This is a genomic window from Micromonospora sp. LZ37, from assembly GCF_059359015.1.
Genome location: NZ_JCADBL010000012.1, coordinates 208,806 through 232,865 on the forward strand (window position 1 = coordinate 208,806; position 24,060 = coordinate 232,865).

Consider the following 24,060-nt stretch of genomic DNA (forward strand, 5'->3'; position numbering starts at 1 on the left):
CGGTCAGACGTCCGCCGGGGTGGCCGAGGCGCGGGCCGCCGCGACCAGCCGGTCGGTCTCGGCCAGCACCGCGTCGTCGTCGGCCGGGGTGCCCGGGTCGTAGCGGACCGTCCAGCTCAAACCGTCCACGCCGGCCACCCGTCGGGCCGCGATCCGTCCGGCGCCGCCGGGCACCGGGTGGTGCTGGGTGTACGCCACCGACCGGGTGACCCGGGCCCGCACCTGGTTCGGCAGGTCCCCCGGGTCGACCAGCAGGTAGGTCTCGGCGGGGCAGTCGGCGACCACCTGGTAGCCGTCGCGTTGGGTGACCCGCTCGGCGGGCGTCACGGTCAGCTCGCGCCCGGACCAGACCGCCTTGAGGATGTCGTGCCAGCCCAGCCGGTGCCCCCGGCCGGGCAGCCAGAGCCCGAGGTTGCTGGCCACCACCACGCCGTCGCCCTCGCCGTTGCCGGCGACGGCCCAGGCCAGCACCCGCTCGTCGGCGGCCAGCGGCGGCCGGGCGGCGGGCGGCAGTTTCGGTTTCCGGCCGAACAGTCCCATCACAGTCCTCCCGCGGCCTGCTCGCGCAGCGCCCGCGCGTGCTGCTCCAGCGAGAGCAGTTCCCCGAACAGGGCGAAGTACTCGTCCTTGTTGCTCACCGGGTTGATCCGCTGGATCTTCGACTTGAGGTCCCGGATGCGGGCGGTCACCGAGCCCCACTGCAACCGGGCCATGGTGATCGAGACGTACCGGGGGTCGGGCTCACCGTCGATGCGCAGCGGCTCGACGGCCAGCTCACCGACGAGCGCCCGGGCGGCGAGGTCCTCGCAGGCGTCCCGGACCGACTCGATCCAGACCGCGCCGCCGGTCGCCGCCGCCGCCCCGCCGGCCGCCGCGACCGCCGCGCGGACCGCCGCGTGCACCGGGTGCCGGTACTCCGGGGTCTCGACCGCGTCGAACATCGGCCCGGCCAGCACCGGCTCCTGGAGGGCGAGCTTCAACGCCTCGCGCTCGACCATCGACTGCGGGCTGTCCACGCTCGGCTCGGGCGCGGCCTTGGACCGGGCCGGTGCGGGCGCCCGCCGCTCGGCGGCCGGGGCCGCGTCGGCGGCGAGGACCGCCCGCTGCACCGGCTCGATCTCCATGCCGAGGTCCCCGGCGAGCTTGCGGACGTACTCGGGGCGCTTCTCCCGGTCCTTGATCTTCGCCACCAGCGGGGCGGCCCGGCGCATCGCCTCCACCCGGCCGTCGACGGTGTCCAGGTCGTACCGGTTGATCACGTGGCGGAGCGCGAAGTCGACCAGCGGCTCGCGGCGGGCGACCAGGTCCCGTACGGCCAGGTCGCCCTTTGCCAGGCGCAGCTCGCACGGGTCCATGTTGTCGGGGCTGACCGCGATGAAGGTGCGCCCGACGAAGCGCTGGTCGTCCTCGAAGGCGCGCAGCGCGGCCTTCTGCCCGGCGGCGTCCCCGTCGAAGGTGAAGATGATCTCGCCGGCCACCGCGTCGGTGTCCAGCAGCAGGCGGCGCAGCACGGCGATGTGGTCGGCGCCGAACGCGGTGCCGCAGGTCGCCACCGCCGTCGGTACGTCGGCCAGGTGGCAGGCCATCACGTCGGTGTAGCCCTCGACGACGACCACCTTGCCCTGCTTGGCGATCTCCCGCTTGGCCTGGTCGATGCCGTACAGCACGTGGGACTTCTTGTAGATCGGCGTCTCGGGGGTGTTGAGGTACTTCGGGCCGTCGTCGTCGTCGAAGAGCTTGCGCGCGCCGAAACCGATCACGTCGCCGGTGATGTCCCGGATCGGCCACATCAGCCGCCGGCGGAACCGGTCGATCAGGGTGCCCGACCGGGACGGGCGGGACAGTCCGCCGGTGACCAGCTCGTCGTGGGTGAAACCCTGCTGGCGCAGGTGCTTGGTGAGCAGGTCCCAGGCGTCCGGGGCGAAGCCGCAGCCGTACCGTTCGGCGGCGGCCCGGTCGAAGCCGCGCTGGGCCAGGAACTCCCGGGCCGGCCGGGCGCCGGCGGTGGTGAGCTGGGCCTGGTAGAACTCGACGGCGGCGGCGTGCGCGGCCACCAGGCGCTGCTTCTGCCCCTGCTGGGGGCGGGGGCGCGGGGCGGCGTTGTCGTTCTCGACGTAGCGCAGCTGGATGCCGGCGCGGTCGGCGAGCCGCTCGACGGACTCGATGAAGCTGAGGTGCTCGGCGTCCATCAGGAACTTGATCGCGTCGCCGCCGGCCCCGCAGCCGAAGCAGTACCAGACGTTGCGGGCGGGCGAGACGTTGAACGACGGGCTCTTCTCGTCGTGGAACGGGCAGAGCCCCTTGAGGTTGCCGCCGCCGGCCGACTTCAGGGTGACCGTGTCGGAGATGACCTCGGCGATGGAGGTGCGCTCCCGGACCAGCGCGATGTCCTCGTCCCGGATCCGCCCAGCCATCTGTGCCACCCCCTCGGCGTACATCCTGCCCTGCCGGACCGACGATCCGCCGTCGGGGGGACGGGCGTGTGGCGCACGACGCCGCGGCTCAGCCGACGGCGACGATCTCCTCCGCCTCGACCTGCCGGTTCCAGTCGGCCTTGGTGGAGCGCCAGCCCTCGTCGTTCATCCCCCGGCGCCAGTAGCCGGAGATGGAGAGCGCCTCGCGCGGCACCCCGCGCTCGACGCGCAGCAGCCGCCGCAGCTCCTTGACGAAGGTGGCCTCGCCGTGGACGAACGCGTGCACCCGGCCGGGCGGGAACTCCAGCGCCCGGACCGCGGCGACCAGCGCCGCGCCGACCGGGCGGTCCCCCCGGTGCAGCCAGGTCAACGCGACGGCACCCGGGCTGAGCAGGAGCTGCTCGTCCGCCGGGCCGTCGACCTCGACGAGGACGACGGCCGGGGCGCCGGCCGGCAGCCGCTCCAGCGCCGCGCCGATCGCCGGCAGGGCACTCTCGTCACCGACCAGCAGGTGCCAGTCGGCGGTCGGGTCCGGCGCGTACGCCCCGCCGGGGCCGGTGAAGAGCACCTCGTCGCCGGGGCGCAGCCGGGCCGCCCACGGCCCGGCCAGCCCCTCGTCGCCGTGGTGCACGACGTCGATGGTCAGCTCCCCGGCGAGCGGGTCCCAGGCCCGCACGGTGTACGCGCGCAGCCGCGGCCACTGCTCGGCCGGGAACTCCCGCTTGATGGCGGCGAGATCCACCGGGTGCGGGTAGGTCACCCCGTCCGGCGGGAAGATCAGCTTGACGTAGTGGTCGGTGTACTCCCCGACGGGCAGCCCGGTCAGCTCCTCGCCGCCGAGGACGAGGCGGATCAGGTGCGGGGTGGGCCGCTCGGTCCGCACGACCCGGGCGGACGTGACTGTCTTGGGGCGCTCCGTCATGGGGTTAGGCTAACCTAAGTCGCCGGCCGATCCCAATCGGTGCGGACCGCCCCTATCGGGCGTCGGACGGGACCAGACGGGTGTGCCAGGCCAGCGCGGCCGGGTCGGTGAGCGAGGCCACCTGGTCGACCACCACCCGCAGCCGGGCCCGGTCGTCCGCCGCCTCCCGCCAGAGCGGGGCGAAGACCGGGTCGAGCCCGTCGGGGGCCCGGTCGGCCAGGGCACCGACCAGTTCGGTGAGCACCTGCCGTTGCCGGTCGTACCGGCCGGCGGCACCCGGTCGGCGCATTACGTAGCGCCAGGCGATCCCCTTCAGCAGGGCGCACTGGGCCCGGATCCGGCGCGGCACGACGAGGTCGGCGCCGTAGCGGCGGTGCGGGCCCGGGCCGAAGCGGTCCCGGGTGGCGGCCACCACCGTCGAGACGAACCGGCCGGTGAGCACGCTGGTGGTCGCCTTCAGCGCGGCCTGCGACCGGTGGCTGCCGTCGTACGCGGCGAGCGGGGCGAGCACCGGCTCGGCGAGCAGGTCGACCAGCACCTCGCCCAGGTCGGCCGGGGACTCCCCGGAGTAGACGGCGGCCACGTCGACGCAGAGCGCGGCCCGCTCGTCCGGGTCGTCCAGCAGCGGCCGCAGCGAGACGTAGCCGCCGTGGATGCCGTCCTCGACGTCGTGCACCGAGTACGCCACATCGTCCGCCCAGTCCATCACCTGCGCCTCGAGGCAGCGCCGGGCGTCGCCGGGCAGGCCGCCGGCGCCGCCCGCCGGGGCGCCCGCACGCAGCCAGTCGAAGACCGGCCGGTCGTCGCCGTACACGCCGAACTTGCGCAGCCCGGGCCGGCGCGGCCACGGATACTTGCAGACCGCGTCGAGCGAGGCGCGGGTGAGGTTGAGCCCGGCCGGGGCGCCGTCCGGGGCGAGCACCTTCGCCTCCAGCCGGGTCAGCACCCGCAGCGTCTGGGCGTTGCCCTCGAAGCCGCCGCAGGGCGTGGCGAGCTGGTCCAGCGCCTCCTCGCCGTTGTGCCCGAAGGGCGGGTGCCCGAGGTCGTGGGCGAGCCCGGCGGTGTCCACCACGTCCGGGTCGCAGCCGAGCCGAGCGCCCATCTCCCGGGCAACCTGGGCCACCTCCAGCGAATGGGTCAACCGGGTACGCAGGAAGTCGTCGGTGCCGGCGACGTGCACCTGGGTCTTCGCGGCGAGCCGGCGGAACGCCGCCGAGTGCAGCACCCGGGCCCGGTCCCGCTCGTACGGGGACCGGCCGTACCCGGTGTCCTTCGGCGCCTCGTCGACCCGACGTCGCGCGTCGGCCTGGTCACCGGGAAGCGGCACGGTCAGCCCTGCTGCCGCAGCACGCAGAACTCGTTGCCCTCCGGGTCGGCCAGCACCGTCCACCCGACGTCACCCTGCCCCACGTCGACGTGCCGGGCCCCCATGTCGACCAGCCGCTCGACCTCGGCCTCCCGGTCGGCCGGGCGCAGGTCGAGGTGCAGCCGGTTCTTGACCTGCTTGTCGTCGGTGACCGGGACGAAGACGATGCCGGGCAGCCGGTCGGCCGCCTGCCGGATCTCCACCTCGTCCGGCTTCTCCGTGACGACCTGGTAGCCCAGCGCCTCGGCCCACCAGCGGGCGAGCCGGGCCGGATCCCGGGCGTCGACGGTCAAGCTTGCCCAGACGCTGGTCATGCGGCCACCCTTCGCCGGTCGTGCGCAACGGTCGAGGGCTCAGGTTACGCCCCGACCCGGCGGACGTCGCGGTGACGGACGACGGGCGGCCGGTCCGCAACCACCGATCAGACCGAGTTGTCGACCGATCGCGGGCGGTCCCGGGATCGCGCGCCGGGGTGGCCTTCGGTAGCTTTCCGGAAGCGGTACGTGAGGACGCGACGAACGGGGGACGCTCGTGGACGTGGACACGACGATGGACACCGAGCTGCGCGGGCTGCGGCGACGCTGCCCGGAGGTGGCCGGCACGGTGCTCGCCGGACGGGACGGGCTGCTGATCTCCAGCGACCTGCCGACCACGGACGCCACCCACCTGGCCGCGCTGGCCGCGGTCGGCTTCGGGCTCGGCAGCCGGGTCGCCGACGCGGTCCGGCGTGGTGATCTGCGCGAGTCGGTGGTGCACACCTCGACCGGGTGTGTCGTCACCTACCCGGCGGGCCGGCACGCGCTGCTCACCCTGGTGGCGGGCGCGGACGCCGACCTGGAGACCCTGCACGAGGAGGCCCGGGCGGTGGCCGAGCGGGCCGGCTCGGCGTTCGACGCGCAGCGCACCGGCGCGGCGGCGAGCAGGCTGCCCCGGCTGCACGCCGCGCTGACCGCGGGCGCCCCGGCGCCGGCGCTGACCCGACGCCGGCCGGGGACCACCACCGGCTGGCGGCGTACGCCGCGCTGAGCGCGGCGGGGGCGGCGGTCCGACGTTTCGGCCCCGCCGCCCCCGCCGGGCCGGTGCTCAGCGGCTGTCGGAGCCGTCCGTCTCGACCGCGGCGCGGCCGGCCTCCAGCCGGGCCACCGGTACGCGGAACGGTGAGCAGGAGACGTAGTCCAGGCCGACCTCGTGGAAGAAGTGCACCGAGTCGGGGTCGCCGCCGTGCTCGCCGCAGACACCGAGCTTCAGCTCCGGCCGGGCGGCCCGGCCCTCCTGCGCGGCGATCCGGACCAGCCGGCCCACGCCGTCGCGGTCGATGGACTCGAACGGCGAGATGCCGAAGATGCCCAGTTCCAGGTAGCGCCAGAAGAACGCGCCCTCGACGTCGTCCCGGGAGAAGCCCCAGGCCATCTGGGTCAGGTCGTTGGTGCCGAAGGAGAAGAACTGCGCCGCCTCGGCGATCTGACCGGCGGTCAGCGCCGCCCGGGGCACCTCGATCATCGTGCCGATCAGCACCTCGACGCCGCTGTCCCCGACCACCTCGGCGATGATCTTCTCGGCCTCGGCGCGTACCGTCTCCAGCTCCTGCACGGCGCCGACCAGCGGGACCATGATCTCCGGCTTGGCGACCGCGCCGGCCCGGGTGACGGTGACAGCGGCCTCCGCGATCGCCCGGACCTGCATCGCGAAGAGGCCCGGGATCACCAGGCCGAGGCGTACGCCGCGCAGCCCCAGCATCGGGTTCTCCTCGTGCATCCGCCGGACGGCGGCGAGCAGCGCCTCCTCCTGGGCCACGTCCTCGCCGCGCTCCTGGGCGACCGCGACGTTGACCGCGAGCTGCTCCAGCGGGGGCAGGAACTCGTGCAGCGGCGGGTCGATCAGCCGGACGGTGACCGGCAGGCCGTCCATCTCCCGGAAGATCTCCTCGAAGTCGGCCCGCTGCAACGGCAGCAGCGCGGCCAGCGCGGCGTCCCGCTCGGCGTCGGTGCGCGCCAGGATCAGCTTCTCGACCAGCTCGCGGCGGTCGCCGAGGAACATGTGCTCGGTGCGGCACAGCCCGATGCCCTCGGCGCCGAAGCGCCGGGCCCGCGCGGCGTCCGCGCCGGTGTCGGCGTTCGTCCGGACCGCCAGCCGCCGCTTGCCGTCGGCGTGCGTCATGATCCGGTGTACGGCCCGGACCAGCGCGTTGTCGATGTGCTCGGGGTCGAGGCTGCCCTCGAAGTACTGCACCACCTCCGACGGCATGACCGGCACCTCGCCGAGGTAGACCTTTCCGGTGGTGCCGTCGATGGAGACCACGTCACCCTCGGTGACGGTGCGCCCGGCGACGGTGAAGCGCTTGGCCGGCACGTTCACGTCGATCTCGTCGGCGCCGGAGACGCAGGTCTTGCCCATGCCCCGGGCCACCACGGCGGCGTGGCTGGTCTTGCCGCCCCGCGAGGTGAGAATGCCCTGGGCGGCGATCATGCCGTTGAGGTCGTCGGGGTTGGTCTCCCGGCGGACCAGGATCACCGACTCCCCCTCGGCGGCCAGCTCGACCGCGCGGGCGGAGGTGAAGACCACCTTGCCGCTGGCGGCGCCGGGCGAGGCGCCGATGCCCCTGGCCACCGGCTCGAACTCGTGGTCGAGCCGGAACCGGGGGAACATCAGCTGCGCGAGCTGCGCGCCGTTGACCCGGTGCAGCGCCTCGTCCAGGTCGATCAGGCCCTCGTCGACGAGCTGGCCGGCGATGACGAACGCCGCCGCCGCGGTGCGCTTGCCGACCCGGGTCTGGAGCATCCAGAGCTTGCCGCGCTCGATGGTGAACTCGATGTCGCAGAGGTCCTTGTAGTGCTCCTCCAGCCGGGCCATGAAGTCGAGCAGCTCGTCGTAGGACTTCTTGTCCAGCCGCTCCAGCTCCTGCAACGGCACCGTGTTGCGGATACCGGCGACGACGTCCTCGCCCTGGGCGTTGGCCAGGTAGTCGCCGTAGATGCCCTGGGCTCCGCTGCCCGGGTCGCGGGTGAAGGCGACGCCGGTGCCGGAGTCGGCGCCCAGGTTGCCGAAGACCATGGTGACCACGTTGACCGCGGTGCCGAGGTCGGCCGGGATGCGCTCCTGGCGGCGGTAGAGCACCGCGCGCTCGGCGTTCCACGACTCGAAGACCGCGCGGATGGCCAGGTCCAGCTGCTCCCGCGGCTCCTGCGGGAACTCCCGGCCGGTGTGCTTGGCGAAGATGTTCTTGTACGCGTCGACCAGCCCGCGCAGGTCGTCGGCGTCCAGGTCAAGGTCGTTCTGCGTACCCTTGGCGCGCTTGGCCTCGTCGAGCGCGTGCTCGAACTCCTCGCCGGGCACGTCGCAGACGGTCTTGCCGAACATCTGGATCAGCCGGCGGTAGGAGTCCCAGGCGAACCGGTCGTTGCCGCCGGAGGCGGCCTGGTCGGCTGAGCCGCCGGCCTGTCGTGCCAGTCCTTCGACGCTGCGGTCGTTGAGGCCCACGTTCAGGACGGTCTCCATCATGCCGGGCATGGAGAACTTCGCGCCGGAGCGTACGGAGACCAGCAGCGGGTCGTCCGGGTCGCCGAGGCGGCGGCCCATCTCCTGCTCCAGGGCGGCCAGGTGGGCGGCGATCTGTTCGGCCAGCCCCTCGGGCTCGGCGCCGGTGGCGAGGTACGCCTTGCAGGCCTCGGTGGTGATGGTGAAGCCGGGTGGGACCGGCAGGCCGAGATTGGTCATCTCGGCCAGGTTGGCCCCCTTGCCGCCGAGCAGGTCCTTGAGTTCCTTGTTGCCCTCGGCGAAGTCGTAGACGTACTTGTTGTCCACCGTCTCTTGCGCTGCCACCAGAGCCTCCCACGCGCGCCGGAATTGACACTTAACGAAGGTTCAGTTGCTCATACCCCGGGGCCGACCACCGGTAATCCCGGTGCCGTCAGCGATCGGTGGGCGAAGGCTAAGCGAACTTCGAGTGGCCTGGGACCGTTCGGTGACAATAGGCACAGCCATCACGACTATCCGCGTTCGTGGTGGTTTCTGGGAACGCTTCCACGCGCACGATCACGCAACCCGGACTCCTCTCGTACCCTTGACGGCACTGGATCCGCTGAAGCTGACCTTTGCCATATCCCACGCGAATACACCCCGGAGCCGCCGCCGTGTCGCCCACCACCCCCGCCACCTCCGCGGCCGGTCACGACCCGGCCCGGCCGGTCGGCCTGCCCGGTCACCAGCCGGCCGCCGCCGAGCTGGCCCGCACCGCCGAGCAGGCCGCCGGCGCCCTGCTCGCGCCCCCGGCCCCGGTCCGGCTCGGCGACGTGGTCCCCGCCCCGGAACGGGTCGAGCCGGACCCGACCGCCGACTTCACCCTCCCCGCCGACGCCGCCGTCCGGGTCAGCCCGGACCCGGCCGCGCGCGACGTGGCCGAACAGCTCGCCGAGCTGCTCCGGCCCGCCACCGGGTATCCGCTGCCGGTCACCGACACCGACCACCCGGACGCCGAGGGTCCGCTGGTGCTCACCCTGGCCGCCGCCGCGCCCCCCGCCGCCGCCGGGCAGCTTCCCGCCGGCCCGACCGCGACCGCCGCCGGCCCGGTCGACGTCGACGGGCTCGGCGTCGAGGGCTACCGGCTCGACGTCACCACCGACTCGGTCCGGATCACCGCCGGCGCCCCCGCCGGCCTGCTGCACGGCGTGCAGACGCTGCGACAGCTGTTCCCGGCGGCGATCGAAAGCCCCAACCCGGTGACCGGACGCTGGGTGGTGCCCGGCGGGGTCGTCGTCGACCGGCCCCGCTTCCCGTACCGGGGCGCGATGCTCGACGTGGCCCGGCACTTCTTCGGCGTCGCCGACGTGCTGCGGGTGATCGACCACCTGGCCCGGTACAAGCTCAACCACCTGCACCTGCACCTCACCGACGACCAGGGCTGGCGGATCGCCGTCGAGGGCTGGCCCCGGCTGGCCGCCGTCGGCGGCGCCGCCGAGGTCGGCGGCGGCCCGGGCGGGCACTACACCGCCGCCGACTACCGCCGCATCGTCCGGTACGCCGCCCGCCGGCACGTCACCGTCGTCCCCGAGATCGACCTGCCGGGCCACACCAACGCGGCGCTGGTCGCGTACCCGGAGCTGGCGCCGGGCAAGGTCGCGCCGCCGCCGTACACCGGCACCGAGGTCGGCTTCAGCTACGTCGACCCGACCGACGAGCGGACGTACGACTTCGTCGCGGACGTCCTCGGCGAGGTGGCGGCGCTCACCCCCGGGCCGTGGCTGCACGTCGGCGGCGACGAGGCGTTCAAGGTCAAGGGGGCGGCGTACACCGGTTTCGTCGAGCGCGCCCAGCGGATCGTCGCCGGCCTCGGGAAGACCGTGGTCGGCTGGCACCAGATCGCCCCGGCGCGGCACGCCGACGGCCGGGTGCTCCAGTGGTGGGGCACCGACGGCGACGACCCGGTGACCGCCGAGGCGGTACGCCGGGGCGCCCGGCTGATCCTCTCCCCCGGCAACCACGCCTACCTCGACATGAAGTACGCCCCGGACACCCCGATCGGACACGACTGGGCCGGCCTGATCGACGTGCGACGCGCGTACGACTGGGATCCGGGCACGCACCTGCGCGACGTGCCGGCGGCGGCGGTGCTCGGCGTGGAGGCGCCGCTCTGGACCGAGTCGGTGACCTCGCTGGCCGAGATCGAGTACCTGCTCCTGCCCCGGCTGCCCGCCCTGGCGGAGCTGGGTTGGTCGCCCCGCACGACGCACGACTGGGCCGGGTTCCGCGACCGGCTGGCCGGGCACGGGCCGCGCTGGTCCACCGCCGGGATCGCCTTCCACCGCTCGCCGGAGATTCCCTGGCCGGCGGAGGACACGACGCCCGGCCGGCCGGCGCCGGCGATCCCCACGCAGCCCCGCCCGGAGGCGGCGCGACCGGCCACGCCGGCGGCAGACCCCGAGCCCGTCTGAGACGCGGCACCCGGGCATGACGAAGGGCCGGCCCCCTGGTGGGGGCCGGCCCTGTCGTCGTTGCTCGTCAGGAGGTGCTGTAACCGCGGGTGGCGATCCAGTCGGCGAGCTTGTCCACGCTCATCCGGTAGGAGGCCATGTCGGGGTCGGCGGAGTCGGCGATGGTGACGGTGTCACCGCCGTCGCGGTAGCCGATGACGCTGATGTAGTGCCCGCCCTCGAAGGAGTGGGTGACCCCGTCGGTGTCGGTGGCGGTGCCGGCGATGTTGGCCACCAGGGCGCGGCCGTCGTCGACGGTGCGGACGATGTCGGCACGCAGGGTGTCGGTCTGCTTGTCGTCCGCCCTGGCGCCGCGGATCTCGACGCTGCGGTAGGCGTCCTTGCGGGTCTCCTTGTTCAGCACCGGGGTGATGTCGTTGATGCTGTCGGTGCCGGCCTCGGTGGTGCCCATCAGCTTGGCCATGGCGTCGACATCGATGTTCTTGCCCAGCACGGAGAGGGCGTTGCGGGTGGCGGCCGGGCCGCAGTAGTAGAAGTTGGGCTGCGCCTCGTAGCGCACGTCCAGCTCCCGCTCGCCGGCGGGCTTGCGGTCGGCCGTGCGGTCGTTCTTGCGGTCGGTCTGCACCTGCGCGGCCGGCTTCTCCGTGGCCGGCGCGGCGTGCGCGGCGGCGATCGGGGCGGCGATGGCGCCGCCGGTGCAGGCGAGGCCGGCAACGGTCAGAGCGGTCTTACGGATCAGATCGGTACGCATGACGGCGTGCTCCTCTGCTCGGGGGTGCACGGCGCACACGCCGGGGGGCGGCGCGCCGCAGGGGAAGAGTCAGAAAGGGAACTGCCCGGCGATCACAGGGACCTGCTCGGGCGTCCGGGGGACGCAACTCGCGCGGCCGGCTCCGCATTCCACCGGGGCGCTCGCTGTCCAGGGGATGTAACCGGCCCGCCCGGCCCCGCATTCCACCGGGGCGCTCGACTGTCGGCGCGGTCCCGAGCTGGTTCCTCGGGGTATGCCAGGTACAACGACGCCGACCCACCCCCGACTCCGCCACCCGGGTGGCCCCGATCACGGGAAAGCCCAGGTCAGACCGGACATCGGGTCCCAGATCCCGGCCCCGCCCCCAACTTCGGTGCGGGGCGGTGGCGCCGTTCGCGCAGTGGGCGAGGCCGCGGAGTGCCAGCCTGCGAGACCTGTCCGCCCATGTCCCGACCGGCGTGGTCATCCGTACAAGGACGCGATGTCCGGTTTCGGGTCGCGCTGGCGGGCGACGAGGAGAAGCGCCAGCGCGGCGGCCACCCCATCACCGTCCGGCCGACCCAGCGTGGCAGTGAGGTTGGCAGATGCGCGTCCTTTAGAGCTGATGACGTAGACGACTCATCCCTGTTGCCTACACCCCGTCACGCGGACCATCCCGGTACTGGCCCCCCGGGCCGCGGGTCGGGCTAACCCACACTCGGTACTCGCCACGCCCAGGTCCGACCCTCGCGCTCTCGACGAAGCCCTCACCGCATCCGCGCTCGCCAACCCGCCAGGGGCCGAGGTTGAGTCGTCTACGTCATCAGCTCTAAAGGAGCCGACAACAGACAAAGGCGCGGTGATCTCGGCGGAGAGGGGCCGGTCCGTGGACGGCGGTCAGCCGCCGGAGTCGTCCAGCTCGGCGCCCTCGGGCACGGTGTCGTCGTCGCGGCTGGCCAACCAGCCGTCGGGCAGGTGGACCTTGCCGGGCGAGTTGGTCCGGCCCCGGGGCTGGCCGAGGGTGGCCACCGGGAACGGCTCGACCGGGTCGAGCTTGCCGAGCAGGTCGTCCAGCTGGGCCAGGCTCTCGATCATGGCGAGGGAGCGGCGCAGCTCGCTGCCGACCGGGAAGCCCTTCAGGTACCAGGCGACGTGCTTGCGGAAGTCGGTGCAGCCGTCCCGCTCGCCCCGCGCCGGGGTACGCGAGCCGGCGCTGAACTGGTCGACCAGCAGCTCCGCGTGCCGGCGCATGGTCACCGCCACCTCGCCGAGGCTGGGCAGCCGCCGTTCCGGGCGGCCGTTGAAGGCGGCCTCCAGGTCGGCGAAGAGCCACGGCCGGCCCAGGCAGCCCCGCCCGATCACCACGCCGTCGACCCCGGTGTGCGCGACCATCCGCAGCGCGTCGTCGGCCTCCCAGATGTCACCGTTGCCGAGCACCGGCACGTCGAGGGCCTGCTTGAGGGCGGCGATCGCGTCCCAGTCGGCGGTGCCGGAGTAGCGCTGCGCGGCCGTACGCCCGTGCAGGGCGACCGCCGCGACGCCGGCGTCCTGGGCGGCGAGGCCGGCCTCGACGTACGTCAGGTGGTCGTCGTCGATGCCCTTGCGCATCTTGACCGTGACCGGCACCCCGGCGGGTGACGCGGCGTCCACCGCGGCGGAGACCAGGCGGGTGAAGAGCCGACGCCGCCAGGGCAGCGCGGCACCCCCGCCCCGGCGGGTGACCTTGGGGACCGGGCAGCCGAAGTTCAGGTCGATGTGGTCGGCGAGGTTCCGCTCCACCACGATCCGCACCGCGGCGGCGGTGATCTCCGGGTCGGTGCCGTAGAGCTGGAGGCTGCGCGGCCGCTCGTTGTCGCCGAAGGCGATCATGCGCAGCGTCTTCGGGTTCCGCTCGACCAGCGCCCGGGTGGTGATCATTTCGCAGACGTAGATGCCGCCGCCCTGCTCCCGGCAGAGCTGCCGGAACCCCACGTTGGTGATGCCGGCCATCGGCGCGAGCACCACCGGCGGCCACACCTGGTGCGGTCCGAGGGTGAGCGGGCGGAGAGCGGGCAGGGTCGGGGCGGTCACCGGACAAGTGTACGGGGCCCCGGCCGGCGCCCTTTCGCGCCGGCCGGAGCCCCATGAGCAGCTCAGCAGCCGGGGAGGCGCTCGATCAGGTAGCGCTCGACCTGGTCCAGCGAGATCCGCTCCTGGGCCATGGTGTCCCGGTTCCGCACCGTCACCGCGTCGTCGTCCAGGGTGTCGAAGTCGACGGTGACGCAGAACGGCGTGCCGATCTCGTCCTGGCGGCGGTAGCGCCGGCCGATCGCCTGCGAGTCGTCGAACTCGACCACCCAGCGCTTGCGCAGCTGCGCGGCGAGGCCCTTCGCCTTCGGCGAGAGCGCCTCGTTGCGGGACAGCGGCAGCACCGCCACCTTGACCGGGGCCAGCCGCGGGTCGAAGCGCATCACCGTGCGCTTGTCCACGCCGCCCTTGGTGTTCGGCGCCTCGTCCTCGTCGTACGCCTCCAGCAGGAACGCCAGCACCGCGCGGGTGAGGCCGGCGGCCGGCTCGATGACGTAGGGCATCCAGCGCTCGCCCTTGGTCTGGTCGAAGTAGGACAGGTCGACGCCGGAGTGCTTGCTGTGCGTGGCGAGGTCGAAGTCGGTGCGGTTGGCGATCCCCTCCAGCTCCGCGAACTCGGTGCCGCCGAACTGGAAGCGGTACTCGATGTCGACGGTGCGCTTGGAGTAGTGGGAGAGCTTCTCCTTGGGGTGCTCGTACAGGCGCAGGTTGTCCGCCGAGAGACCCAGGTCGAGGTACCAGTTCCAGCGCTCCTGGAGCCAGTACTCGTGCCACTGCTCGTCCGAGCCGGGCTCGACGAAGAACTCCATCTCCATCTGCTCGAACTCACGGGTCCGGAAGATGAAGTTGCCCGGGGTGATCTCGTTGCGGAACGACTTGCCGGTCTGCGCGATGCCGAACGGCGGCTTCTTGCGGGCGACCGTCTCCACGTTCTTGTAGTTGACGAAGATGCCCTGGGCGGTCTCCGGGCGCAGGTAGTGCAGGCCCTCGTCGCTCTCCACCGGGCCCAGGTAGGTCTTCATCAGGCCGTTGAACATCTTCGGCTCGGTGAAGGTGCCCTTGTTGCCGCAGTTCGGGCAGTTCAGCTCCGACAGCGAGGTCAGCGGCTTGCCGTGCTTCTCGGCGTACGCCTCCTCGAGGTGGTCGGCGCGGAACCGCTTGTGGCAGAACTGGCACTCGGTCAGCGGGTCGACGAACTCGGCGATGTGGCCGGAGGCCTCCCAGACCTTGCGGGCCAGGATGACCGCGGAGTCCAGGCCGACGACGTCGTCGCGCTGCTGCACCATGGTCTTCCACCACTGCCGGCGGACGTTCTCCTTGAGCTCGACGCCGAGCGGACCGTAGTCCCACGCCGACCGGGTGCCCCCGTAGATCTCGCTGGAGGGGAAGACGAAGCCCCGGCGCTTCGCGAGGCTGACGACGGCGTCGATACGGTCGGCTGGCATGTTTCCTCCTACGCCGGCTGGCGGTCGGCGGGGACGTGATGTGGACGGAAGGAGCAGTTCGGGACAACGGTACGGCCAGCGGCGTCCCGAGCCCAGCAGAATACCGGGGGACGGCTCAGCTGATCCCGCAGACCTCCATGCCGCCCGTCTGCTGGTCGGGCGCGAGCCGCACCTGCTGGGCGTCCCGCCCGCCGCCGCGGTAGGTCACCTCGACCGGCACGGTGAGGGCGGCAGGGTCGACCTCACCCACCCGGTAGCTGGCCACCGCCGGCTCGTCGGCCACCCGTTGCGCGAAGTCCGCGCGCGGCTCGCGCCGCTGCGCGTCGTCGCAGAGCTTGTCGTACGCCTGGTCGTAGTCCTGCTCGACCAGGGCGCGGTAGTAGTCGTCGGTGACCGACTTGCCCTGCTCCTCGATCGCCTGGACGTTGCTGACCACCAGGCCGATCGCGGCGGCGCCACCCCCGCCGCAGCAGATCAGCAGGGCGAGCGCGCCGACGCCGAGCCCGATCCAGAGCCGCACCCGGCCGCCCTCGGTGGGCGGAGCGGCGAACGGCGGCGCCACACCGGGCCCCGACGGCGGGGCGGGCACGCCCGGATCGGCCGGACCGGCCGGCGACGGGTCGCCCTCCCGGCCGGGCGTCGCGGGGTGCGGCGGTGGGGCTGCCGGGCCGGGAGCGGTCATAGGAGAAGGGTAGTGCCCGCCGGCTCAGCGGTGCGGAATCGAGGCCCGATCACTGGCGGCCACCACGACTGCACCGTCCGGGGCGGCGCTGGCCAGCGTCTCGTACGCGGACGGCTCGTCGACCGACTCGGCGAGCAGCGGCACCGCGGCGATCTTGACGTCGAAGCCGCCGAGCGCCCGCCGGTACGCCCCGACCGACTCCCACTCGGTGACCAGGCACCAGTGGCCCGGGTCGTCCAGCGCGCGCAGGAGTTCGCCGCGCAGGTAGCCCGGGCGGGCGGCCAGCGCGGCCAGCGCGGCGTGCGCCCGGGGCACGAAGGCGTCCGCGACATCGACGTCGACCACGAACCGGTTGGTGACCAGCACCGCGTTCCTCCTCGTAGAGTCTGTGGGATGCAGCGTACGCAGAGCCCTCTGCTGGCCCGGTTGGCCCGGGCGAACCCGACGTCGGTGTTCCTCGCCACCCTGGTGCTGGTGCTGGTGGCGTTCTTCGCGCCCGGCCCGGTCGGCGGGGCGCTGCTGCTGGCGCTCGCCGCCGCGCTGGTCTGGCTGCTCGCCACGACCTGGCCGGTGCAGGCGCCGCGTACGCGGGTGGTGCGGCTGCTGATGCTGACCCTGCTGATCGCGTTCGCCCTCGCCAAGCTGCTCTGACATGCAATCATGCGTTTTTGACAATCATTCTCGTTGTCACGGAGAGTTGATGTCATGAACAGCCGCTCCGCTCCGCGCGCCCTGGCCACCGCCGCCGCCGCCCTGCTCGCCCTGGGCGGCGTGGCCGCCTGCTCCGACGACGGCGCGGCCGGCGCCGACCCGCAGCGGGTCGACGTGGTGGCCGCCTTCTACCCGTTGCAGTTCGTCGCCGACCGGATCGGCGGGGACGCGGTGAAGGTCACCAACCTGGTCAAGCCGGGCGCGGAGCCGCACGACCTGGAGCTCAACCCCGGCCAGGTCGGTCAGCTCAGCGAGGCGGAGCTGGTGGTCTACCTGAAGGGCTTCCAGCCGGCGGTGGACGACGCGGTCGACCAGAACGCCGGCGACCGCGCCTTCGACGTGGCCACCGTGCAGCCCCTGCTCGACGCCGCCGCCGCCGGCCACGAGCACGAGGGTGAGGCCGGACACGCCGACGAGCAGTCCGGCGGCAAGGACCCGCACCTCTGGCTCGACCCGACCCGGCTGGCCACCGTCGGCGACAAGCTCGCCGAGCGGCTCGGTAAGGCCGACCCGGACCGGGCCGCCGACTACAGCGCCCGGGCCGCCGCGCTCCGCGGCGAGCTGGAGAAGCTCGACGCCGACTTCACCGCCGGACTGAAGACCTGCCAGCGCCGGGAGATCGTGACCAGCCACACCGCCTTCGGCTACCTCACCACCCGGTACCAGCTGGAGCAGGTCGGCATCACCGGGCTCAGCCCGGAGGCCGAGCCCGCCCCGCAGCGCCTCGCCGAGGTCGTCGAGGAGGCCCGCGAGCACAAGGCCACCACGATCTTCTTCGAGACGCTGGTCAGCCCCAAGGTCGCCGAGACCATCGCCGCCGAGGTCGGCGCGAAGACCGCCGTGCTGGACCCGCTCGAAGGGCTGTCGACCGACTCCGGCGGCGACTACCTTTCGGTGATGCGTACCAACCTGGAGACCCTGCGGACGGCGTTGAGCTGCTCGTGAGCGCACCTGTCATCACCGTCACCCACGGCGCGGTCGGCTACGACGGCCGTCCCGTGCTGCGGGACGTCTCGCTGACCGTCGCCGCCGGCGAGGTGGTCGCCGTGCTCGGCGCCAACGGCTCCGGCAAGTCCACCCTGATCCGCGCCGTGCTCGGACTGGTGCCGCTGACCGCCGGGTCGGTCACCCTCTTCGACACCCCGCAGCGCCGCTTCCGGCAGTGGCACCGCATCGGGTACGTCCCGCAGCGGCTGGGCGCCGGCAGCGGCGTGCCGGCCACCGTCCGCGAGGTGGTCGCCTCCGGCCGGCTGGCCCGCCGGGGCGTGCTGCGCCCACCGGGCCGCGCCGACCGGGCCGCGGTGGACGCGGCGCTGCGCGCGGTCGGGCTCGCCGACCGGGCCGGCGACCCGGTCGCCACCCTCTCCGGCGGCCAGCAGCAGCGCACCCTGATCGCCCGCGCGCTGGCCGGTGAGCCGGAGCTGCTGGTGCTGGACGAGCCGACCGCCGGGGTCGACGCCACCAGCCAGGAGGCGTTCGCCGGCGCCCTGCACGACTTCGTGGCCGGTGGCGGCACCGTGCTCCTCGTCGCCCACGAGCTGGGGCCGCTGCGCCCGCTGATCAGCCGGGCGGTGGTCGTACACCAGGGGGGCATCTGTCACGACGGCCCGGTGCCGGAACCCGCCGGCCACCACGCGGAGCCCGACCACGACCACGTGCACCCGCACGGTCCCGACGAGCCCGCCGGGCTGTGGAGCAACTGAGCGATGGAACTCTTCCAGTACCCCTACATGCAGCGTGCGCTGATCGCCGCGCTGGTCATCGGCCTGGCCGCCCCGGCGCTCGGGATCTACCTGGTGCAGCGGCGGTTGGCCCTGGTCGGCGACGGCATCGGGCACGTGGCGCTGACCGGGGTCGGCGCCGGGCTGCTGTTCAACCGCTCCCCGGTGCTGGTGGCGGTGGTCGCGGCGACCCTCGGCGCGGTCGCCATCGAGCTGGTCCGGGCGCGCGGGCGCACCTCCGGCGACCTGGCGCTGGCGCTGCTCTTCTACGGCGGCATCGCCGGCGGGGTGATGCTGGTGGGGCTCTCCGACGCCACCAGCGCCAACCTCAACGCGTACCTGTTCGGGTCGCTGACCACCATCTTCCCGCGGGACCTCGCCACCATCGCGATCCTCGGCGTGGTGATCGGCGTGGTCATGCTGGGGCTGCGCCCGGCGCTCTTCGCCGTCTGCCACGACGAGGAGTACGCCCGGGTCTCCGGACTGCCGGTGCGGACGTTGAACCTGCTGCTCGCGGTCGCCACCGCGGTGACCGTCACCATCGCCATGCAGGCGGTCGGGGTGCTGCTGATCAGCGCCCTGATGGTGGTGCCGGTGGCCGCCGCCCAGCAGGTGACCCGGGGCTTCCGCAGCACGATGACCGCGGCGATGGCGCTGGGGCTCTTCGCCGCCGGGGCCGGGGTGTGGGTGGCGGCCACCGCGAACACCGCGCCCGGCGCCTCGGTGGTGCTGCTGGCGATCGCGTCCTTCCTCGTCGTCGCCCTCGGCGCGGCCGGGTGGCGGCTGCTGCGCCGACGGGCCGCACCGGCCGCCGTACCGGCCCCGGAACCGCACGAGGTCGTGCTCCGGTGACGCTGGTCGGCGGCGTGTCGGCGGTGTTGGTTACCGTTGCGGGGTGACCGGCACGAACGGGTACGACGCCTTCGAGGGCGCGGGTGACCTGCTGCGCGCCCTCTCGGCCCCGATCCGGCTGGCGATCGTGAGCGAGCTGGCGCAGGGTGAACGGTGCGTGCACGAGCTGGTGGAGAAGCTCGGCGCCGCGCAACCACTGGTCTCCCAGCACCTGCGGGTGCTGCGCGGCGCCGGGGTGGTGCGCGGTTCCCGCCGCGGCCGCGAGATCGCGTACGCCCTGGTCGACGAGCACGTCGCGCACATCGTGGCGGACGCGGTCAGCCACGCCGGGGAGGGATCATGAGCGAGAGCGGGGCCGCGCTGCGGAACACCCGGCAGCGGTCGGCGGTGAGCGCCCTGCTCGCCGAGGTGGAGGGCTTCCACAGCGCGCAGGACCTGCACGCCATGCTGCGCACCCGGGGCGAGCGGGTCGGGCTGACCACCGTCTACCGGACGCTGCAGGGGCTCGCCGACGCGGGCGAAATCGACGTGATGCGCCCGCCCGGCGGCGAGCACCTCTACCGCCGGTGCAGCGAGGGACACCACCACCACCTGGTCTGCCGGGTCTGCGGCCGGACCGTCGAGGTGGCCGGGCCGGCGGTGGAGACCTGGGCGGAGCGGGTCGCGGCCCAGCACGGGTACGCCGACGTCAGCCACACGCTGGAGATCTTCGGCACCTGCCCGGCCTGCGTCCGCTGACGGGCCGCGCCGATTCCGGGCCGCTCGCGCGGTACCGGGGCGGCGGCGCCCGTGGCACGCTGGCGGCGTGAAGATCTACGCTGACCGTTTTCCCGTCGCCCTCCGGCAGCTCCTCACCGACCTGCTCGTCGTCGCCTGGGTGTACGCGGCGATCCGCTTCGCCAGCTGGTTGCACGACCTGGTGCAGAAGCTCGCCGTACCCGGGCGGAAGCTGGAGGGCGCCGGCGGCGGCCTCGCCGACAACCTGGCCGAGGCCGGCGGGAAGGTCGGCCGGGTGCCGCTGGTCGGCGACGAGCTGACCGGACCGTTCACCAAGGCCGCCGACGCCGCCCGGGCGATGGCCGAGGCCGGACGCGACCAGCAGGAGCTGGTCGGCCAACTGGCCCTGGCGCTCAGCATCGCCGTGCTGGTCTTCCCACTCGGCCTGGTGCTCTTCGGGTGGCTGCCGCTGCGGGTGCGCTGGATGCGCCGGGCCGCCGCGGCGAAGGCGCTGGCCGTCGCGCCCGCCGGACGGGACCTGCTGGCCCTGCGGGCGCTCGCCGGCCAGCCGCTGCGCCGCCTGACCAGGATCGATCCGGACGTGGCGGAGGCATGGCGGCGGGGCGACGACGCCACGGTCGACGCGCTCGCCGCGCTGGAGCTGCGCCGACTCGGCCTGCGCGGCGGCCGGTAGGGTGTGGCGGTGCTCTGGTTCCTGATCGTCATCGCCGTGCTGCTGCTCGGCTACGCCGCCGTCCTGGTGAGCTTCGTCCGCAGGGGGCGCAGGATCCCGCCGGCCGCGTACCTGGTGCTCGCGGCCCTCAACGGACTCATCCTGGCCGCCGTGCTGGCCTGGGCCGTCGCCCGCTGACCGTTTCGCGCCCGCAGCGGGCCGCCGACCCGGCCGGGACCCGGCCGCACGTCGGCTCGTCCCGCGGTTTGCGGCGGGTCGCGGTGTCCGGGTGGCCGGAGACCGCGACCCGCCGCAAACGGTGACGGGACGCGTCCGGCGGCGCGTCAGCCCGCCGGCGGGATGCGGCGGCGGACGTCCTCGGCGGTGGACGGGCCGGGCGACCAGCGCGACACCCACGGAGCGTCGGCCGGCGGGGTCAGCACGCCCTCCTCCAGGGCGGCGTACCGGCCGGCGAGAATCCGTCTGGCGGCGGCGACGTCGACGGAGTCGGTGTTCTCCCACAGGGCGGTGAAGAGCTGCTCGACGCGGACCCGGGCCTGCCGGCAGAACAGGTCGGCCAGCTCGACGTTCTCCGGTCGGGTGTCCCGCTCCGCGTTGGCCCGGACGCAGACGGCGGACATCGCGAACAACTCCGCGCCGATGTCCACCACCCGGCCGAGGAACGCCTGCTTGCGCTCCATCTTTCCCTGCCAGCGGGACATCGCGTAGAACGTCGACCGGGCCAGCTTGCGGGAGTACCGCTCCACCTGGCGCAGGTGCCCGGCGAGCGGCCCGAACTCGGCGTACGCGTTCGGGCTCTGCCCCCGGCCGACGGCGAGGGTGGGCAGCCACCTCGCGTAGAAGATGCCGGCCCGGGCCCCCGCCTTCGCCTTGCGGCCCAGCCCGGCGTCCGGGTCGATGATGTCCCCGGCCACCGAGAGGTGGGCGTCGACCGCCTCCCGGGCGATGAGCAGGTGCATGATCTCGGTGGAGCCCTCGAAGATCCGGTTGATCCGCAGGTCCCGCATCAGCTGCTCCACCGCGGCCGGGCGTTCACCCCGGGCGGCCAGCGAGTCGGCCGTCTCGTAGCCGCGGCCGCCCCGGATCTGGATCAGCTCGTCGGCGATCTTCCAGGCCATCTCGCTGGCGTAGAGCTTGACCAGCGCCGCCTCGATCCGGATGTCGGTGCGGTCGTCGTCGGCGAGCAGGCAGCAGAGGTCCAACATGGTCTCCATGCCGTACGTGGTGGCGGCGATGAAGGCCAACTTCTGGGCGACCGCCTCGTGCTCGCCGACCGGCCGGCCCCACTGCACCCGCTCGGCGGCCCACTCCCGGGCCACGTTCAGCGACCACTTGCCGGCGCCCACGCACATCGCCGGCAGCGAGAGTCGGCCGGTGTTCAACGTGGTGAGTGCGATCTTGAGACCCTTGCCCTCGCCGCCGATGACGTTCTCCTTCGGCACGAAGACGTCGTGGAAGCGGGTGACGCTGTTCTCCAGGCCACGCAGGCCGACGAAGGCGTTGCGCCGCTCGACGGTGATGCCCTCGCTGTCGGCGTCCACCACGAACGCGGTGATGCCGCCGCGCCGCCCCTCGGCGGCCGGCACCCGGGCCATCACCACCAGCAGGGTGGCGACGGTGCCGTTGGTGGCCCAGAGCTTCACCCCGTTGAGCCGGTAGCCGGTGCCGTCGGCGGTGGGTTCGGCGGTGGTCGCCAGCCGGGCCGGGTCGGAGCCGACGTCGGGCTCGGTGAGCAGGAACGCGGAGACCTCGCCGGCGGCCAGCCGGGGCAGGAAGCGCTGCTTCTGCTCGGCGGTGCCGAACATCTTCAGCGGCTGCGGGACGCCGATGGACTGGTGGGCGGAGAGCAGCGCGCCGATCGCCGGGCTGACCGAGCCGGCCAGCATCAGCGCCCGGCAGTAGTGCAGGTTGCTCAGGCCGAGGCCGCCGTACCCGCGGTCAATCTTCATGCCGAACGCGCCGAGCCGGGCCATCCCCTGGAAGACCTCGTCGGGGATCCGGGCGTCCCGTTCGATGGCGGCGCCGTCCACCTCGGTGGTGAGGTAGTCGGCGAACTCGGCGAGGAACCCTTCCGCGCGTTCGGTGTCGGCCGGGTCGGAGCGCGGCCACGGGTTGATCAGATCCAGCCGGAACCGGCCGAGGAAGAGTTCCTTGCCGAAGCTGGGCCGGTCCCAGGCCGACTCCCGGGCCGCCTCGGCGACCTGGCGGGCCTCCCGCTCGGAGACCTGACCCGCCTCGCCGGGCAGTGGTCCGGCGCCGTCCTGGCTGGGTCGGCTGTTCTGCGTCGTGGTCACGGCTGCCCCCTCGAACCTCAGTCCGGCTGCGTCAACGTGCTCGACAAACAGCACGCTACCCCCGGGTGTTACCCAGGGGTAGCCTCGCGCGCACGTCCGATTTTCCGACCGGTGACCGAGGTGACGGCTCAGTGGGCGGATAGCTGGAGGCTGTCCTCCTCGTCCTCGATGTCGTCCTCACCCCAGTTGCGGCGGACGAACGGCAGGATCATCCAGAAGGTCAGGAACCACAGCGCGGTGACCGCGCTGAGCACCAGGGCGATCGGCCGGCTGAGCACGAAGTCGGTGATCAGCAGCACCGCGGCCACCATCGAGATGAGCATGAAGCCCAGTCCACCGCTGGCCATCCGGTGCGCGAAGCGGACCAGCTCGGGCTTGCGGCCCTGCCGGAACAGCGCCCGGTGGAAGGCCACCGGCGAGATGATCATCGCGGTGGCGGCGGCGGCCGACAACAGCGAGACGATGTAGACGTCCTTCTGGAAGTCGCTGGCGCGGGGGAAGCCGTTGCTGAACGGCAGGGTCAGCAGGAAGGCGAAGAGGATCTGCACACCGGTCTGCGCCACCCGCAGCTCCTGGAGCAGATCGGCGAAGTTGCGCTGCCAGCGCTGCTTCTCGGATTCCTTCGACACGCGCTACCTCCGGATGAGACGGTACCGTCGGGGTGGTTCACCCCGACGGCAGCAACGCCAATGCCCGATCGGGAGCAGCGCGAAACCAGCTCATGATCCGCGGCGGATCCGGCCCGCGTACCGGGCCTCCAGCGCGGCGTTGTGCTCGTCGCCACCGGCGATGTTCGCCGACAGGTAAACCGGGGGCCGCTCCCCCGCCGCGATCAGCCGGGCCACCGTCTCGGCCACGATCTGCTGGGCCAGCAGGGCCGCCGTGATCGAGGAGACCGCGCCGACCGCGCCGCCGTCGGGCAGCGGCAGCGTCGCGTCGCCGTACGGGGCGCCGTTGTCCAGCACCACGTCGGCGAAGTCGGCGAGCTTGCGCCCCGACGGGTGGCGGGAGGTCATCCGCCCCGAGTGCTCCGCCGAGGTGATCGCGATCAGCCGGTGTCCCCGCTCCTTCACCACCGAGGCGAACTCGACCATGGCGCCGTTGACCCCGGAGTTGGACGCGAGCACGAAGACGTCCGCCGGGCGGACCGGGGCGAGCTCGTAGAGGCGGTGCGCCACCGCCGGGTCGCGCTCCAGGTGCGGACCGAGGATGCTCGCCGGCTCCCCGCCGATCAGCACCAGGTCGCGCAGCGCGATCCGGTTGGTGGGCACCAGCCCGCCGGCCCGCCCGGCGATCTCCATGGCCAGCGCCTCGGAGTGGCCGGTGCCGAAGGCGTGCACCACCCCGTCGTCCCGCAACGCCGCGGCGATCAGGTCGCCCGCCTGACCCACCGCGTCCCGCTGGCTCCGCGCCACCCGGTCGATCGCCCCGGTCACCACCGCCAGGTACGCCTCGCCGCTCACCGTCATGCCGTCTCCGTCCCCTCGTTCTCCTGCTGGTCGTCGCGCCCGGGCACCG

General features: G+C 73.4%; 24 protein-coding genes. 10 read left to right on the top strand and 14 right to left on the bottom strand.

The window, feature by feature from the left end:
• Positions 1 to 3: 3 nt before the first annotated feature.
• The 5 genes from AC5L3Z_RS23700 to AC5L3Z_RS23720 form a co-directional block, all read right to left on the bottom strand.
• Entirely contained in the window at positions 4 to 540 is a 537-nt protein-coding gene (locus AC5L3Z_RS23700) for a hypothetical protein (protein WP_494845119.1), read from the bottom strand.
• Complete coding sequence (dnaG, locus tag AC5L3Z_RS23705) at positions 540 to 2,438, bottom strand: DNA primase (RefSeq protein ID WP_494845120.1); 1,899 nt, start codon at positions 2,436 to 2,438, stop codon at positions 540 to 542. Before dnaG ends, AC5L3Z_RS23700 begins: the two co-directional genes overlap by 1 nt.
• A gap of 64 nt (positions 2,439 to 2,502) precedes the next feature.
• Positions 2,503 to 3,336, bottom strand: a complete 834-nt coding sequence (locus AC5L3Z_RS23710; RefSeq protein WP_494845121.1) for a siderophore-interacting protein — start codon at positions 3,334 to 3,336, stop codon at positions 2,503 to 2,505.
• Between the two features lie 52 nt (positions 3,337 to 3,388).
• Positions 3,389 to 4,663, bottom strand: coding sequence for a deoxyguanosinetriphosphate triphosphohydrolase (locus AC5L3Z_RS23715; RefSeq protein WP_494845122.1), 1,275 nt, complete (start codon positions 4,661 to 4,663; stop codon positions 3,389 to 3,391).
• Between the two features lie 2 nt (positions 4,664 to 4,665).
• Positions 4,666 to 5,016 carry a VOC family protein gene (locus AC5L3Z_RS23720; RefSeq protein WP_334528123.1) on the bottom strand — a complete coding sequence of 117 codons (351 nt, stop codon included), beginning with the start codon at positions 5,014 to 5,016 and terminating at the stop codon, positions 4,666 to 4,668.
• 223 nt (positions 5,017 to 5,239) lie between these two features.
• Between AC5L3Z_RS23720 and AC5L3Z_RS23725 the strand changes: the two genes are divergently transcribed.
• On the top strand, positions 5,240 to 5,728 hold the full coding sequence (locus AC5L3Z_RS23725) for a roadblock/LC7 domain-containing protein (protein ID WP_494845123.1): 489 nt from the start codon (positions 5,240 to 5,242) through the stop codon (positions 5,726 to 5,728).
• A 57-nt stretch (positions 5,729 to 5,785) separates the two neighbouring features.
• On the opposite strand, the gene ppdK is transcribed toward AC5L3Z_RS23725, so the two are convergent.
• Positions 5,786 to 8,521, bottom strand: a complete 2,736-nt coding sequence (gene ppdK, locus AC5L3Z_RS23730) for a pyruvate, phosphate dikinase (protein ID WP_494845125.1) — start codon at positions 8,519 to 8,521, stop codon at positions 5,786 to 5,788.
• Between the two features lie 272 nt (positions 8,522 to 8,793).
• On the opposite strand from ppdK, the gene AC5L3Z_RS23735 reads away from it, so the two are divergent.
• Complete coding sequence (locus AC5L3Z_RS23735) at positions 8,794 to 10,629, top strand: beta-N-acetylhexosaminidase (protein ID WP_494845126.1); 1,836 nt, start codon at positions 8,794 to 8,796, stop codon at positions 10,627 to 10,629.
• Positions 10,630 to 10,696: 67 nt separating this feature from the next.
• On the opposite strand, the gene AC5L3Z_RS23740 is transcribed toward AC5L3Z_RS23735, so the two are convergent.
• From AC5L3Z_RS23740 to AC5L3Z_RS23760, 5 genes are all read right to left on the bottom strand, one after another.
• Complete coding sequence (locus AC5L3Z_RS23740; RefSeq protein ID WP_494845127.1) at positions 10,697 to 11,380, bottom strand: C39 family peptidase; 684 nt, start codon at positions 11,378 to 11,380, stop codon at positions 10,697 to 10,699.
• Between the two features lie 876 nt (positions 11,381 to 12,256).
• A complete protein-coding gene (gene dusB / locus AC5L3Z_RS23745; RefSeq protein WP_494845129.1) occupies positions 12,257 to 13,429 on the bottom strand; it encodes a tRNA dihydrouridine synthase DusB in 1,173 nt (390 codons plus the stop codon).
• A 62-nt stretch (positions 13,430 to 13,491) separates the two neighbouring features.
• Positions 13,492 to 14,871: a glycine--tRNA ligase gene (locus tag AC5L3Z_RS23750; RefSeq protein ID WP_494845130.1), complete on the bottom strand. Its 1,380-nt coding sequence runs from the start codon at positions 14,869 to 14,871 to the stop codon at positions 13,492 to 13,494.
• A 115-nt stretch (positions 14,872 to 14,986) separates the two neighbouring features.
• Positions 14,987 to 15,460 carry a hypothetical protein gene (locus AC5L3Z_RS23755; protein WP_494845162.1) on the bottom strand — a complete coding sequence of 158 codons (474 nt, stop codon included), beginning with the start codon at positions 15,458 to 15,460 and terminating at the stop codon, positions 14,987 to 14,989.
• Between the two features lie 117 nt (positions 15,461 to 15,577).
• Positions 15,578 to 15,919 carry an antibiotic biosynthesis monooxygenase family protein gene (locus tag AC5L3Z_RS23760; protein ID WP_494845131.1) on the bottom strand — a complete coding sequence of 114 codons (342 nt, stop codon included), beginning with the start codon at positions 15,917 to 15,919 and terminating at the stop codon, positions 15,578 to 15,580.
• Positions 15,920 to 15,946: 27 nt separating this feature from the next.
• On the opposite strand from AC5L3Z_RS23760, the gene AC5L3Z_RS23765 reads away from it, so the two are divergent.
• The 8 genes from AC5L3Z_RS23765 to AC5L3Z_RS23800 all read left to right on the top strand — a co-directional run bounded on the left by AC5L3Z_RS23765 (position 15,947) and on the right by AC5L3Z_RS23800 (position 20,425).
• Positions 15,947 to 16,204 carry a DUF6703 family protein gene (locus AC5L3Z_RS23765; RefSeq protein WP_494845133.1) on the top strand — a complete coding sequence of 86 codons (258 nt, stop codon included), beginning with the start codon at positions 15,947 to 15,949 and terminating at the stop codon, positions 16,202 to 16,204.
• A 54-nt stretch (positions 16,205 to 16,258) separates the two neighbouring features.
• Complete coding sequence (locus AC5L3Z_RS23770) at positions 16,259 to 17,209, top strand: metal ABC transporter substrate-binding protein (RefSeq protein WP_494845134.1); 951 nt, start codon at positions 16,259 to 16,261, stop codon at positions 17,207 to 17,209.
• On the top strand, positions 17,206 to 17,967 hold the full coding sequence (locus tag AC5L3Z_RS23775) for a metal ABC transporter ATP-binding protein (protein WP_494845135.1): 762 nt from the start codon (positions 17,206 to 17,208) through the stop codon (positions 17,965 to 17,967). Before AC5L3Z_RS23770 ends, AC5L3Z_RS23775 begins: the two co-directional genes overlap by 4 nt.
• Before the next feature lie 3 nt (positions 17,968 to 17,970).
• Positions 17,971 to 18,837, top strand: coding sequence for a metal ABC transporter permease (locus AC5L3Z_RS23780; protein WP_334528095.1), 867 nt, complete (start codon positions 17,971 to 17,973; stop codon positions 18,835 to 18,837).
• A gap of 43 nt (positions 18,838 to 18,880) precedes the next feature.
• Complete coding sequence (locus AC5L3Z_RS23785; RefSeq protein WP_494845137.1) at positions 18,881 to 19,180, top strand: ArsR/SmtB family transcription factor; 300 nt, start codon at positions 18,881 to 18,883, stop codon at positions 19,178 to 19,180.
• Positions 19,177 to 19,575, top strand: a complete 399-nt coding sequence (locus AC5L3Z_RS23790; RefSeq protein WP_494845138.1) for a Fur family transcriptional regulator — start codon at positions 19,177 to 19,179, stop codon at positions 19,573 to 19,575. Before AC5L3Z_RS23785 ends, AC5L3Z_RS23790 begins: the two co-directional genes overlap by 4 nt.
• A 67-nt stretch (positions 19,576 to 19,642) precedes the next feature.
• Entirely contained in the window at positions 19,643 to 20,248 is a 606-nt protein-coding gene (locus tag AC5L3Z_RS23795) for a hypothetical protein (protein ID WP_494845139.1), read from the top strand.
• 9 nt (positions 20,249 to 20,257) lie between these two features.
• Complete coding sequence (locus AC5L3Z_RS23800) at positions 20,258 to 20,425, top strand: hypothetical protein (protein WP_494845141.1); 168 nt, start codon at positions 20,258 to 20,260, stop codon at positions 20,423 to 20,425.
• A 146-nt stretch (positions 20,426 to 20,571) separates the two neighbouring features.
• Here AC5L3Z_RS23800 and AC5L3Z_RS23805 read toward each other — a convergent pair whose 3' ends face one another.
• From AC5L3Z_RS23805 to AC5L3Z_RS23815, 3 genes are all read right to left on the bottom strand, one after another.
• The gene (locus AC5L3Z_RS23805) at positions 20,572 to 22,542 is read right to left on the bottom strand and encodes an acyl-CoA dehydrogenase family protein (RefSeq protein WP_494845142.1); all 1,971 of its coding nucleotides are present in this window, start codon (positions 22,540 to 22,542) and stop codon (positions 20,572 to 20,574) included.
• Positions 22,543 to 22,670: 128 nt separating this feature from the next.
• Entirely contained in the window at positions 22,671 to 23,171 is a 501-nt protein-coding gene (locus AC5L3Z_RS23810) for a DUF6328 family protein (RefSeq protein ID WP_494845143.1), read from the bottom strand.
• A 90-nt stretch (positions 23,172 to 23,261) separates the two neighbouring features.
• On the bottom strand, positions 23,262 to 24,011 hold the full coding sequence (locus AC5L3Z_RS23815) for a sugar isomerase domain-containing protein (RefSeq protein ID WP_494845144.1): 750 nt from the start codon (positions 24,009 to 24,011) through the stop codon (positions 23,262 to 23,264).
• Positions 24,012 to 24,060: the final 49 nt, after the last annotated feature.

Bases quoted from the DNA above. Each gene is read 5' to 3' on its own strand.
- AC5L3Z_RS23770 (WP_494845134.1), top strand. From the start codon at position 16,259: ATGAACAGCCGCTCCGCTCCGCGCGCCCTGGCCACCGCCGCCGCCGCC.
- AC5L3Z_RS23750 (WP_494845130.1), bottom strand. From the start codon at position 14,871: ATGCCAGCCGACCGTATCGACGCCGTCGTCAGCCTCGCGAAGCGCCGG.
- AC5L3Z_RS23710 (WP_494845121.1), bottom strand. From the start codon at position 3,336: ATGACGGAGCGCCCCAAGACAGTCACGTCCGCCCGGGTCGTGCGGACC.
- AC5L3Z_RS23700 (WP_494845119.1), bottom strand. From the start codon at position 540: ATGGGACTGTTCGGCCGGAAACCGAAACTGCCGCCCGCCGCCCGGCCG.
- AC5L3Z_RS23765 (WP_494845133.1), top strand. From the start codon at position 15,947: ATGCAGCGTACGCAGAGCCCTCTGCTGGCCCGGTTGGCCCGGGCGAAC.
- AC5L3Z_RS23720 (WP_334528123.1), bottom strand. From the start codon at position 5,016: ATGACCAGCGTCTGGGCAAGCTTGACCGTCGACGCCCGGGATCCGGCC.
- AC5L3Z_RS23780 (WP_334528095.1), top strand. From the start codon at position 17,971: ATGGAACTCTTCCAGTACCCCTACATGCAGCGTGCGCTGATCGCCGCG.
- dnaG (WP_494845120.1), bottom strand. From the start codon at position 2,438: ATGTACGCCGAGGGGGTGGCACAGATGGCTGGGCGGATCCGGGACGAG.
- AC5L3Z_RS23790 (WP_494845138.1), top strand. From the start codon at position 19,177: ATGAGCGAGAGCGGGGCCGCGCTGCGGAACACCCGGCAGCGGTCGGCG.
- AC5L3Z_RS23815 (WP_494845144.1), bottom strand. From the start codon at position 24,011: ATGACGGTGAGCGGCGAGGCGTACCTGGCGGTGGTGACCGGGGCGATC.
- AC5L3Z_RS23740 (WP_494845127.1), bottom strand. From the start codon at position 11,380: ATGCGTACCGATCTGATCCGTAAGACCGCTCTGACCGTTGCCGGCCTC.